10 protein-coding genes and 2 pseudogenes are annotated in these 13,462 nt (G+C 34.9%); 5 read left to right on the top strand and 7 right to left on the bottom strand.

Features of this window, described 5'->3' with window-relative positions; translation table 11 throughout:
* Positions 1-89 precede the first annotated feature (89 nt).
* The 5 genes and pseudogenes from gltA (at position 90) to B11cv2_RS02435 (ending at position 5,226) form a co-directional block, all read left to right on the top strand.
* A complete protein-coding gene (gene gltA / locus B11cv2_RS02455) occupies positions 90-1,394 on the top strand; it encodes a citrate synthase (protein WP_100693167.1) in 1,305 nt (434 codons plus the stop codon).
* Between the two features lie 713 nt (positions 1,395-2,107).
* Positions 2,108-2,860: a transporter substrate-binding domain-containing protein gene (locus B11cv2_RS02450; RefSeq protein WP_100693166.1), complete on the top strand. Its 753-nt coding sequence runs from the start codon at positions 2,108-2,110 to the stop codon at positions 2,858-2,860.
* Positions 2,861-2,939: 79 nt separating this feature from the next.
* A pseudogene (locus B11cv2_RS02445) lies at positions 2,940-3,654 on the top strand (ABC transporter permease).
* Between the two features lie 4 nt (positions 3,655-3,658).
* Positions 3,659-4,366, top strand: a complete 708-nt coding sequence (locus B11cv2_RS02440; protein WP_100693164.1) for an ABC transporter permease — start codon at positions 3,659-3,661, stop codon at positions 4,364-4,366.
* Between the two features lie 80 nt (positions 4,367-4,446).
* Positions 4,447-5,226 (top strand): amino acid ABC transporter ATP-binding protein, encoded by a 780-nt coding sequence (locus B11cv2_RS02435; RefSeq protein ID WP_100693163.1) that lies wholly within the window; start codon positions 4,447-4,449, stop codon positions 5,224-5,226.
* Positions 5,227-5,235: 9 nt separating this feature from the next.
* On the opposite strand, the gene lpxB is transcribed toward B11cv2_RS02435, so the two are convergent.
* From lpxB to B11cv2_RS02400, 7 genes and pseudogenes are all read right to left on the bottom strand, one after another.
* Positions 5,236-6,429: a lipid-A-disaccharide synthase gene (gene lpxB, locus B11cv2_RS02430; RefSeq protein ID WP_100693162.1), complete on the bottom strand. Its 1,194-nt coding sequence runs from the start codon at positions 6,427-6,429 to the stop codon at positions 5,236-5,238.
* Positions 6,422-7,294 (bottom strand): LpxI family protein, encoded by an 873-nt coding sequence (locus B11cv2_RS02425; RefSeq protein WP_100693161.1) that lies wholly within the window; start codon positions 7,292-7,294, stop codon positions 6,422-6,424. Before B11cv2_RS02425 ends, lpxB begins: the two co-directional genes overlap by 8 nt.
* Positions 7,295-7,303: 9 nt before the next feature.
* Positions 7,304-8,119 (bottom strand): acyl-ACP--UDP-N-acetylglucosamine O-acyltransferase, encoded by an 816-nt coding sequence (gene lpxA / locus B11cv2_RS02420; RefSeq protein WP_100693160.1) that lies wholly within the window; start codon positions 8,117-8,119, stop codon positions 7,304-7,306.
* A 22-nt stretch (positions 8,120-8,141) separates the two neighbouring features.
* On the bottom strand, positions 8,142-8,609 hold the full coding sequence (fabZ, locus tag B11cv2_RS02415; protein WP_100693159.1) for a 3-hydroxyacyl-ACP dehydratase FabZ: 468 nt from the start codon (positions 8,607-8,609) through the stop codon (positions 8,142-8,144).
* 1 nt (position 8,610) lies between these two features.
* Positions 8,611-9,657 carry a UDP-3-O-(3-hydroxymyristoyl)glucosamine N-acyltransferase gene (gene lpxD / locus B11cv2_RS02410; protein WP_100693158.1) on the bottom strand — a complete coding sequence of 349 codons (1,047 nt, stop codon included), beginning with the start codon at positions 9,655-9,657 and terminating at the stop codon, positions 8,611-8,613.
* A gap of 67 nt (positions 9,658-9,724) precedes the next feature.
* Positions 9,725-12,121: an outer membrane protein assembly factor BamA gene (gene bamA, locus B11cv2_RS02405; protein ID WP_100693157.1), complete on the bottom strand. Its 2,397-nt coding sequence runs from the start codon at positions 12,119-12,121 to the stop codon at positions 9,725-9,727.
* Between the two features lie 207 nt (positions 12,122-12,328).
* Positions 12,329-13,446, bottom strand: a pseudogene (locus B11cv2_RS02400) (RIP metalloprotease).
* Positions 13,447-13,462: the final 16 nt, after the last annotated feature.

Raw genomic sequence — 13,462 nt, 5'->3', positions numbered from 1 at the left:
TAGGTAGGAAAAGCTTTAACTATAAATTGCTATAGCTAAAAAACAGCATATCAATTTAAAAAAATGGAAGCACTGAAAGGAAATATTTAATGTCCGAAAATAAAGCATATATGACTGTCAATGGTAAAAAAATAGAATTACCTGTCCGTAAAGGTACTATTGGCCCTGATGTCATTGAGATTGCATCTCTTTATAAAGAAACTGATACCTTTACTTATGATCCTGGCTTTACCTCAACTGCCTCTTGTGAATCAAAAATCACGTATATCGATGGTGATAAAGGAGTCCTACTTTATCGTGGCTATTCTATTGATCAGCTCGCTGAAAAAGGAGACTTTCTCGAAAGCTGTTATCTTTTGCTTTATGGAGAACTACCAACCAAACAAGAAAAAATTGATTTTGACTACCGTATTATGCAACACACGATGGTGCATGAACAATTTGCAAGATTTTTCCATGGCTTTCGTCGTGATTCTCATCCTATGGCTGTTATGGTTGCTTGCCTTGGAGCAATGTCTGCATTCTATCATGATTCCATTGATATTACAGATTCCCAACAGAGAATGATTGCTTCTATTCGTCTTATTTCCAAAGTGCCAACCCTTGCTGCAATGGCCTATAAATACAGCATTGGGCAACCATTTGTTTATCCCCGTAACGATCTCAGTTACGCTGCAAACTTCCTTCATATGTGCTTTTCTGTTCCTTGCCAAGAATATAAAATTAATCCAGTACTTGCTCGAGCTATGGACCGAATTTTCACCCTTCATGCAGATCATGAGCAAAATGCATCTACATCAACGGTACGTCTTGCTGGTTCATCAGGAGCCAATCCATTTGCCTGTATAGCAGCAGGTGTAGCATGCCTTTGGGGACCAGCGCACGGTGGTGCTAATGAAACATGTCTAAAAATGTTGCAAGAAATAGGCACTGTTCAAAAAATTCCTGAGTTTATCGCGCGTGCAAAAGATAAAAATGATCGTTTTCGTCTTATGGGTTTTGGCCATCGTGTCTATAAAAATTATGATCCACGTGCAAAAATCATGCAACAAACCTGCCATGAAGTCTTAAAAGAACTCAATATTCAAGATGATCCACTTCTTGATATTGCTATGGAACTTGAAAAAATTGCTCTAAATGATGAATACTTTATTGAAAAAAAGCTTTATCCTAATGTTGATTTCTATTCTGGTATTACATTAAAAGCCTTAGGTTTTCCAACTGAAATGTTTACTGTTCTCTTTGCATTAGCACGCAGTGTTGGCTGGGTTGCACAATGGAAAGAAATGATTGAAGATCCAGCACAAAAAATTGGCCGTCCACGTCAACTGTATACAGGTCCTTCAGCACGCGAATATATCCCGATAAACAACCGTACAAATTCAAAAAAATAAAAAATCAATTAATAAAGCCTTAATTTATTGGGGCTTTATTTTTTTTTGGTATTTCTTTCAAATTACCAATCTTATTTTTATCAGATAGAATATATTGATCTTTCTATTTTTAAAAACATAAAGACGTCATATTTAAGTTAAAATAAGATCTTAGATTACATTTAACTCTTCCTAGCCGCGGCTTAACTTGCGTTCTAATAGATCATGCTCTTTAAAGATATGTCATGTCAATAACAAATAAAGAGGCAATAGAAACTACTTCAAACCGTGGAAAATTTAATCATCTTACTAAAAAATAACGTTAAGCTAGTAAATCTATTCTATCACTACTTTTTATCGATACTTTACCATTCTTAAAATTATTTATCATGTTTTCTATGCTTGATATGTTTCTTACTAAATGCGAACTGACGACATTAAAACATGTTTATTGCAACATAATAGAACAGTGCCCAGCCATTCCCAGAATATTAAACTATAGCATCATTAATTTAAAATAATACTTATACAAAGATAATAAAAATACAATTCATATTTCACTTACTTTGAATTTCTGCCTGTACATATATTATATACTTCTAACACGATAAAGAATTGTTATGATTATAACTAAATCAATATCAATAAATTTTTGTATTGCTCTTCATAAAGCTTACAGATTATAAAATATGTCATATCATAGTATCTTTTTGTGCACTTCATAGGAGAGGATAATGAAATTATTGGCTGCAGCTTTCATAATAAGTGCAACACTATTTTCGCAATTCGTTAATGCTAAAACGTTTACAATTGCAACTGAAGGCTCCTATCCTCCATTCAGTTATATTGACTCAAATAATAAACTTCATGGTTTTGATATTGATATAGCTCATGCGCTTTGCAAAAAAATGAAAATTGCATGTGTTATCACTATTCAAGATTTTGATGGAATTATTCTAGGCCTTCTTGCTAAAAAATATGATGCTATTATTGCATCTCTATCCCCTACACAAGAGCGACTTAAAAAAATTGACTTTACAGATGCTTATTACAGCACAGAATCAGCTGCAATTGTTCCCAAAGATTCACAAATTAAAGAAATCTCAGTAGAAGCATTTAAAGGAAAAAATCTTGGTGTACAATTAAACACGACACAAGCTATATATGCAGAAAACCATTATTCATCTAAAGGAGTGAACATTAAATTCTATCCCACAACAAAAGAAGTAATACGTGATTTGTTAAGTAACCGCCTTGATATCGTTATTCTTGATAAATTACAAATATTAGATTGGTTTAAAAACCAAGGAAAAGATTGTTGCCATTTTTTAGGAAGTATTGAAGGAACTGAACTTCCTGTTGCAATTGCTATACGCCAAAACAATGACGATCTTAAAAATCAGTTCAATAAAGCCATAAAAGCAATCCGTGATGATGGAACATATGATAAAATTACTAAAAAATACTTCCAAATTGATACTTATTAAATATAAAATTAATTACAAATTGAGCAAATGATCTATACTTTTGGAAATAACTACTCAAATCTTTATTAGGAGAACGGAGATGATTGACAGTTTATCATTGCTATCATTTAGCAATGGTGGGTGGGGTATGGTAATCCTGAAAAGTGCAGGAATAACATTATCATTAGCTCTATGCTCCATAATTTTAGGTCTTCCTTTAGGGCTTATGAATGCAACAATAATTCAATCCAATATCAGAATACTTAAAGCTATAGCAACTTTATTTTCATCTGTATTTCGGGGACTACCAGAAATTTTAACATTGTTTTTTGTTTATTATGGCTTACAAAACTGTATTCAAGCTATATTTGATTTCTTAAATATTGACATAATATTTAGTATTAATGCTTTTATTGCTGGTGTTCTTGCATTCAGTATGGTTTTTGCAGCTTTTTCTTGTGAAGTTTGGCTTGCGGCATTTAAGATGTTTGATAAAAGCCAATATGAAGCAGCGCAAGTTCTAGGTCTCTCACGCTCAACAACGTTTTTCCGGATTGTTTTTCCTCAACTTCTCCACAATGCGTTACCAGGGCTTTCTAACAATTGGCTTACTCTTCTTAAAGATACATCCCTCGTTTCAACTATCTCACTGCTTGATCTCATGCGACAAACTAATTTAGCTGCTACAGCAACCAATGAACCTATTTTGTTTTATCTTGTAGCATGCTTACTCTATCTATTATTTTCAGCAGTTTCTTCGGCAATTTTACGTTATCTAGATAAAATGCACTCAAGTAGGATATAAAAGGTACTAATCTAATGATTTCTGATGCGCCCTATTTTCTTTTTAATCCTGCACTTTTAAACCGTTATAGCCTAAAATTATTTGATGGCTTTATTGTTACTTTGAAACTTGTTTCTATTTCTTGTTCAATAGGACTTCTTCTTGGTATATTGATCACATTCATACGTTTATCTAATAATAAACCCTTACAATATTTGGCACGTGCTTATATCTACTTTTTTCGCAGTTCTCCTTTATTGGCACAGCTCTTTCTCTTCTACTATGGACTTGGATCGTTGAGTAGCTTCTGGCAACAAATTGGCTTATGGTGGTTTTTTCAAAATGCTTGGTATTGTTGTCTTTTTATTTTTTCGCTTAATTCTGCTGCCTATCAAGCTGAAATCTTTAGAGGCAGCTTATTAGCAGTAGCAGCAGAACAACGAGAAGCATCAAAAGCTTTAGGACTGAATCGCTCTACAATATTTTTCAAAATTATTTTTCCACAAGCGATGGTAGTAGCATTACGCCCCTTAGGAAATGAATTTATTTTAATGACTAAATCTAGTGCTATTGCTTCACTCGTAACTGTCTATGATTTAATGGGTACAACTAAACTAATTTACTCACGTACTTTTGATTTCCAAGTTTATGTTTGGGCTGCTATTATTTATCTTATTATCGTCGAGCTTATTCATCGAATTATTATTTTGATTGAACACTATCTAACCCGATATTTACGATAGATAAAAAATAATTATAAAAGCTTTTTGCCCAATCAAAATGTTAAATTAATCTATTTGTTCATCAATTGAGAAAATGAAAAATGAATCTAGAAAATAAAAATAATCATCCTATTGATAATACAAAAAGTTTGATTATCTCTATCCGCCACTTAAATAAATGGTATGGGGATTTTCAGGTACTGTGTGATATCAACTTAGATATAGAAACTGGCGAACGTATTGTTATTTGTGGTCCGTCAGGATCAGGAAAATCAACTCTAATTCGTTGTATTAATCAATTAGAGCAAGCACAAGAAGGTTCAATCTTAGTCAAAAACGTTGATATTAATACAGCTCCCATACAACAACAAAAAAATATTTTACGTACAATAGGAATGCTTTTTCAAAACTTTAATTTATTTCCTCATATGACTGTTATACAAAATTGTATCTTAGCACCTATAGCCGTTCACAAACTTTCTAAACAACAAGCAACAGAAAAAGCAATCCATTACCTTACACAAGTTGGTGTTGAAAAACACTGTAATAAGTATCCTTTACAACTATCTGGTGGACAAAAACAGCGTGTAGCTATAGCACGTGCTCTTTGTATGGAACCTCAAATAATGCTTTTTGATGAACCAACGTCAGCACTTGATCCAGAAAGCGTTGGAGAAGTCTTAGAGGTTATGGCTCAACTAGCAAATACCGGAATAACAATGCTTTGCGTTACCCATGAAATGGGGTTCGCTCGCAAAGTTTCAGAGAGGATACTCTTTCTAGAAAACGGAAAAATTATTGAAGACACAACATCGAGCACATTTTTTACTCATCCTAAAAGCCAACGTGCTCGTGATTTTCTAGCTAAAATTAAACATTAGCCATAAACATTATGGTATCAGCAATTTTTTATGCTCTATTTTTTCCTTAAGAAAGCTTATAATCGTTTGAGCAGCAATATCTTCTGATGGCACTTCTGTTTTCATTTTCGTCTCTATTATATCAAAGGAATCAAATTGTACATGCCGTAATAAATGGTTATGTAAAAGTTGTTCTATCTGCCTTGCTAACATGCCAGGTCGCAAAAATTCATTAAAATATTCCGACACAACAGGCTTATCAGCAATAATATTTGGAAGAGCAGAACTCCATAGTAATACTTTTGAAAAAAAAAATAATTTAAAAAAATAATCAAGCTTATAGCAAAGAACCATCGGAATTCTTGCCAGCGCTAATTCAAGTGAAACTGTTCCTAACGCTGCAAGTGCAACATCAGCTTCTGCAAAAGCAGACCATTTCTCATCTTCACCAACAACAATCTCAACCTCATTTTTCCAATCTTGCGTTAAAAGATGAATCTCATTTATTAAATACGGTAAAGTTGGTAAAATAATACGTAAATGAGGAATACGTTGTTTAACAATTTCTATTGCTTGTCCAAAAATAGGCATCAAACTGCGTATCTCTGCCCTCCGTGATCCTGGCAAAACGACAATTGTAGGTTGCAATATTGGTTCATTACGTAAACGCTTTTTTTTCGATTGAACAGCTAAAAGTGGGGGATAGTTTAAAAGACGATGCCCAACATAAGTTGTATCCGGTCCATTCAAATCTTTTATAATCTTTTCTTCAAATGGAAAAATAGCCAATATGTGATCCACAAATTTACACATAATTTTAGCACGTTCTGGCCGCCATGCCCAAACAGTTGGGGCAACATATTGAATAATAGGAATAGAAGGTGCTAAAGTGCGTACTCTTTTTGCAACACGATGAGTAAAATCAGGACTGTCAATAATAATTAAACAATCAGGTTGTTCCTGTGCAATGAACTTAGACAAATTACGAATATGCATCAATAGTAATGGCAGTTTATTTAATATTGCTCCTAAACCTATTAAAGCAATATCATTAAAGTCAAAAAAACTTTTCAAGCCTAATGCTTCTAAATGTCTACCTCCAACACCAATCAAATGAATATTGCATCCTGTCTGTTTAGATAAAGAAGAAATCAAGTCTGCTCCAAGTAAATCACCAGATTCTTCACCTGCAATAACAGCAATTTTTAAAGAACTATTATTCATTATCCGTTGTCCTAAATGTTTCTATAAACAAAGAACGTTTATTTGCTTCTTCTATCGTTTTTTCTAAAGATAATATCAAACTTTTCTTTGCTTCCACTGCAATACCAGACAATCCACTTTTAGCAGCATTAATTACTGTTGTAGGTCCAATTGATGGCAAATCTACCCGATAATCTTGTTGTGGTTTTACACATTTCACAAGAACACCGCCTTGCGGGACAATTTTCTGCCTTTCCCGCATTTCCTGAACTCGCCTTAACATATTATCAGTTCCCTTTGAATCTTCTACTGCTACCACTTGGCCATCAACAGCTACAGCTGCTTGTCCAATATCTAATCGACCTAAGCTCCTTGCTGCTTCAGCCGCCAAAATAATATCAGCATTCTGCTTGGAATTAGCACGTTGCACTGTTACATTAAATTCTATTGGAGCGAGTAAATCTGGTACAACTTCATGAGCACCAATAACACAAAAACCATAGTCTTCCAAAATACGGATAAAAGCTCTTAATAATGTGTCATCTCCACTTCTCAATGCCTTAAACAACTTTGATAAAGCCGACAAAGTTGTCCAATCGGGCCGTAATTGCAAAAGAGATGGACGTTTTTTTACACCACCTGCTAAAATAACATTGTGAATTTCAGCCGCTTTTAAAATTTTAAATAATCGCGCTAATTCTACAATTGATAGTTCACAATGCTCATAATCATAAAGTGTCATATCAGCTTCACCACGCAAAAGAACAAGAAAAGGATTTTGTCCACGTTTTTCAAGTTCTTGAGCAACTACAGTAGGTAAAACACCGTTTCCAGCAATTATGGCAGTCCTACCGGAAAGAAAACTTCTGGCATTAGAAGAAGGCACTTTTAGTCCTTATGTATCTATCACGTTATCTTCAAATTTAGGTGTACAATAAAAACGTTTTCCTTTTTCTTGAATAAAATTAATTACATCAATTACAGATTGCGAAGTAGAATAAGAAGAAAAAACATCATTAACACGTTCTTTAAACGGTTTATTCCGATCAAAAAGCATAGAAACTGCATGACGTAAAGCGTGAATCTCTTTACGTGCAAGACCAGCACGCTTCATACCAATAATATTGAGTCCAGCAAGTCTCGCTTGTACACCAACAGCCGTTCCATAAGGAATCAAATCTCCAACCAATGCAGATACACCACCAATAAATGCATGATGTCCGATACGAACAAATTGATGAACAGCTGCACCACCACCAATAATAACATAATCACCAACTATAACATGACCGCCAATCATTGCATTATTTGCGAATGTCACATGATTTCCTACACAACAATCATGTGCAACGTGAGAATAAGAAAAGAATTGACAATTATCACCAACAACTGTTGTTCCTGAGCTTGAATCTGAGCCTCTATGCATCGTAACACCTTCACGAATCATACAGTTTTTACCAATAAAAAGAGTTGTATGCCCCCCTTTATGTTTATTATTCTGTGGCTCTGCACCTAAAACTGCATGAGGAAATATCTTACTATTCGCACCTATCACTGTCTCGCCCATTATGACAACATGACTCATTAAATGACATCCATCATCAATCACAGCTTTTGGACCAATATGACAAAACGGCCCTATTGATACATTTTTGCCAAGTTGCGCTCCTTTTTCTACAAAAGCAGTTGGATGGATTTTTGTATCAGACATTCCCACATTCCTATTACATCATTTACTTTGATTCAACAATCATTGCAGAAACTTCTGCTTCAGCAACGCGAACATCTTCTACTTTTGCAATACATAAAAAACGTCTAATATTTGATCGTTTTTTTAATAATCGGACATGAATTTTCAGTTGATCACCGGGTGTAACTGGTTTACGAAATTTCGCATTATCAACAGTCATAAGATAAACTAAGCCTAATTCCTTATTATTTAAACTTAAAAGTGAAATCGCTCCTGCTGTTTGTGCCATAGCTTCTAAAATCAAAACACCAGGCATAACTGGCTTTTCAGGAAAGTGTCCCATAAAATGGGGTTCATTAATTGTTACATTTTTAATGCCGATAGCTTCTTGATCACCATCAATTTCGATTATACGATCGATCAATAAAAATGGATAACGATGTGGTAATATTGATAACAATTTATCAATATCCATAGATTCTAGACTTTTAGTTTCTTCAGTATCGGTCATATCACCGTTTCTCCCTTTTTACTTTTCCGATACTACGCAATGCTGCCACTTCGCGAAACCATTGTTTAAATGGTCGCGCTGGACTACCTCCCCATTTTTCTCCATCTGGAATATCATTCATAACACCACTACCAGCAGCAATTTGAACACATTCACCTATTGTAATATGATCCGCGATGCCAACACTTCCCCCCAGCTGAGACATATCTCCTATAGATGTGCTTCCAGCGATTCCGCATTGAGCAGCAATAAGGCAATAACGACCAATCTTCACATTATGAGCAATCTGCACCAAATTATCAATTTTGCTCCCCTCGCCAATAATTGTATCATCAAACGTACCACGATCAATCGTTGTGTTTGCACCAATTTCTACACCATCTTGAATGATCACACGACCAAGATGCGGAATTTTTTCAACACCAATAGCACTTCGAACGTAACCAAAACCATCCTGCCCAATACAAACACCAGGATAAATATAAACTCTATTACCGATTAAAGAATATTGAACTGTTACCTTAGGAGCAATATAGCAATCACGTCCAATACGACAATTTTCTCCAATAACAGCTGTTGATGAAATAAGAGTACCCGAACCAATTTCAACGTTTCTACCAATAACAGCTCCTGCCTCAACACACACATCATTTTCAAGTTTAGCACTTGGATGAATATAAGCATGCGGTGAAATTTCTTTTTGACCAAACCAAGGTGTTGGCCTAACAGAAGCAGGAAATAAAATACGTCCTACTTGAGCAAAATCACGTTGCGGAGTAGATGTCACCAAAACTGCAATAGTTTCAGGCACTTTAAAAACAATATCACTCGTACAAAAGACAGCAACGGCAGAGCTCCCTAATAAAGCATCAGAAAACTTTCGATTCTCTATAAAAACAAGAGAGCCCTCCCCAGCACTCTCTACAGAAGAGAGAGTATTTATAACTGTATTAGAAAACTCTGGATTAAGAAGCTTCGCACCTGTCAACTTTACTACGTCAGCAACTGTCAACCGCCGAGACGGCGTAAAAAAAAATGTATCCGCCATCAAAACACTCTCTCTCCCAGTCTAATGTAATTTCCCTTAAAATTTGCTCTCCTAGAGAAAATCCAAATTAAAACTTTGTAGAAATACCAAAGTTCAGACTTTGTACATTATCGCCTTCTTGCTTAGTTAATGGCCAAGCATAATCAAAACGCAGCGGACCAAATGGAGATTCCCACATTAAACTAACACCCGCAGATGTTCGCCATGAACTATGAGAATTTGTAACTGGCGTTTCATCTTTCAAAACAGGCTTATAATTATTACCATAAAGTGTCGCAGCATCCAAAAATACAGCACCACGGAATCCTAAACTATCAGGAACAATAGGTATAGGAAATTGCACTTCAGCAGTTCCATTCATATATGTTGTACCACCTAAGAAATACACTTCACCCAACTGAGAAACCTGACGCGGCCCTATTCCGTTATATTTAAAGCCTCGAATCATATCATTGTTGCTTTTAAACATATCAAAAATACGAAGACCATCATCTCCTATTCCATATATATAACCCGCTCCAACAGAAAATAAACTGACCATATCCATTCGATCAGAGAGTGTCTTGTACATCATTGCTTTACCAGTTGTCTTCAAGAACTGTGCATCTCCACCAAGCCCTGCATATTCCTGAAGAAGACGAGCATATATACCATCATGGGGATTTTTCATATCATCGATGGAATTATAAGTTAAACCATAACTAATAGACGAGCGATGCCAAGGGCTATGCTTAGCAGCTTGAACGATTGCACCAGAATATTTTCCGTACAATTCTTTTACGACTTGATCATCAGTTAAATCATATTGTGCACCAAAATCATATTCTTCTTGTACATAAGAATAAGCTAAATTAGCAGATACTTTATCATTAATTGGTAACCCAAATCGAAGCGAGCCACCTGTTTGCCTTACATCATATGCTTTATCAGCGCGATAAGTACTGCGAAAAATATCAAGACCCGCAGATGAACGGTAACCTAAGAAATGAGGATCAACAAACGATAAATTATAATTACGAGATTTTTCTTGACCAGCCCCTAACCCCAAACGCACATATTGACCACGCCCTCCAAGGTTACGCTCAGTGACAGATACTTCAAGTGACATACCTGGACTCGTACCACCTGTCGTATACCCTCCAGAGAAAGAAAGATCTCCTGTTGGAACTTCTACTACATCTATAACCAATGTAACCTGATCAGGTTGATCGGTCGTAACCATTGAAATATTAACTGCTTTAAAAAAACCTAGAGATTCTAGTCGACGTTTTGCACGCTGCACCATTGTTTGATTGTAAGCATCGCCTTCATTTAAATCAAGTTCACGCCGAATAACATAATCACGAGTCTTTTCATTACCACGTATCTCAATTCGTTGGACATACGCTCGAGGACCTTGCTCAATGTTATACACAATTGAAATTGTATTATTCTTAAAATTACGGTTTCTTCTTGGATCAACTTTAGCAAAAGCATATCCAGAGTCAGCAACTTTATTATTAATAATTGCTACAGACTGCTCAACATGTTCCGCATTATAAACATCACCTGTACGAGTTTTAATAATCTTTTTCAGAGACTGAGTATCAACTCCAGCAATATCACTTTCAATCTGAATATCACCAATTTTATAGCATGCCCCTTCATCAAGAATAAAATGAATTTTATAGGCATTATTTTTTTCATCATAAACTGCCTTAGATGAAATAACGCGAAAATCAGCATAACCACGATTATAATAAAAACGGCGAAGGGCCTCTTCATCTGCAGCTAGACGATCCTCTGTATAAACGTCACCCTTCAACAATAACGAAAATATTCCTGAAGGCTTCGTTAAAATCACATCACGCAAACGACGCACTCCAAATGTGTTATTCCCTTGAAACGTAATATCGGCAATTTTTGTCCTCTGGCCTTCAACGATATTGAAAACCACATTCACACGTCCTTTGCCCAAATTAATAGTTTGAACTGTAACAGAAACATTGTTGCGACCAGCAGTCTTATACGCTTCACGAATCACTTTTATATCAGCTGAAAGCTTATCGGAACTGAAAGTTTCATTTTGTTTCAGAGTAATGAAACGTTTAAGATCAGGATCTTTAAATGTTTTATTCCCTTGAAAGAGTATCTGATTAACAACCTCATACTCTTTAACAGCTACAATAAGCTTATTGCCTATTTGATTTATTTTGATATCATAAAATAATCCTAGCTCAAAAAGATGTTTTACTTCAGCATCAATATCGCCTTCAGAAAAATTTCTTCCAGCTTTAATTCTCATATTATCTCTAATAGTCTGAGCAGCTACATACTTGTTACCACGAACTTCAATAGAATGAACAATTGATGCTTGTGTTTTCTCAACCATTGCAATTGACATAACAGCTGCTGCTGGAACAACTGCAACTATAGCTAGCACCAATGCAGATGTTGCGTTTAAAAATCTCGAATTCGCAGTCATTAGCCTTTTCACCTTAATACTCTCTTTATTCTTAGACACATATCCCTATAAGTTAAGTTACAGTAACTTCTTATTAGGAACTATTTATGCATTTAAATTACCACCCCTAGCTTACTATGCCACAATATCTTGCGAATATAGTAAACAATCTGCTAATCTTCAATTATTCCTCAATTTATACAATACTCTCCATAACTAATAGCCAAATCAACAAAAATAATCATTAAATAGCGCAAAAATCATAAATACGATGATAATAAAAAAACCTATGCGAAAAACAATTTCCTGAATTTTAGCTGGAACTGGCTTACCAATCATAGATTCAGCAATATAAAACAATAAATGTCCACCATCAAGCGGTGGAATAGGAAAAAGATTAATAAGCCCAATACAAATTGAAAAAAAAGCTGTAAAATGCAACATAGATGAAAAACCTGTTTCACTAATTTTCCAAGCAATCTGAACAGTTTTAGAAGGGCCGCTTAATTGGCAATGATCTTTTTATTCATCGATTAAACGACTAAAAAAAGAAATTATTTGGATAATAATCAATGTTATACGCCTTAATGACTCTGTTCTTGATTCCATCCAATTATAATGAATATGTTTCTTATAAACTGGATCTAAACGCTCATGATTATCAAGAACAATAGGAGCTCTCACACCAATCATACCGACCCAAACCTGATTGCCAAATTCATCAGCCCGCTTGATTACTGTAGGTGTAATTACTACCGTTAAAACTTGCCCCACACACTCTATTTTAAATTCTATAAGATCTCCACCATGTAAGGTTACATAAACTACTAAATCTCCAAAACTTTCAATCTGTTTACCATCCATTTCAACAAAACGATCGCCTAGTATTAAACCAGCTTAAATAGCCGGAGAGTCCTTTTCTAGATAACCAACAACCGGTTCAACAACTACACGTCCATAAAAAAAGAAAAAAATATTAAAATAACAATAGTAAAAAAAACATTGAATAAGGGAGCAGAAAAAACAGTCATTGCTCTTTTCCAAACATGAGCACCCATAAATGAACCAAGTGTAAATGAAGATAATTTGGACGATGATATTAATCCATTATTATCTTCAATGAATTTTACATATCCTCCTAATAAAAAAAGCCCTAAACACTACCGTGTACCTCTCTTATCTGTATAACTCAGCAATTCTGGTCCAAATCCAATCGAAAAAACAGACACCTGAATACCACACCATCTTCCAATAAGATAATGTCCCATCTCATGTACAAAAACGATAATTAAAATGGTAAAAATAACATTTAAACCTCTTAAAAAGAGATCACTCACATTAAGTATATGACTTTAAAATTCC

The organism is Bartonella sp. 1-1C, assembly GCF_002810325.1.
GTDB classification, from domain to species: domain Bacteria; phylum Pseudomonadota; class Alphaproteobacteria; order Rhizobiales; family Rhizobiaceae; genus Bartonella; species Bartonella rochalimae.
This window is presented reverse-complemented; position numbering and strand designations above follow the sequence as displayed.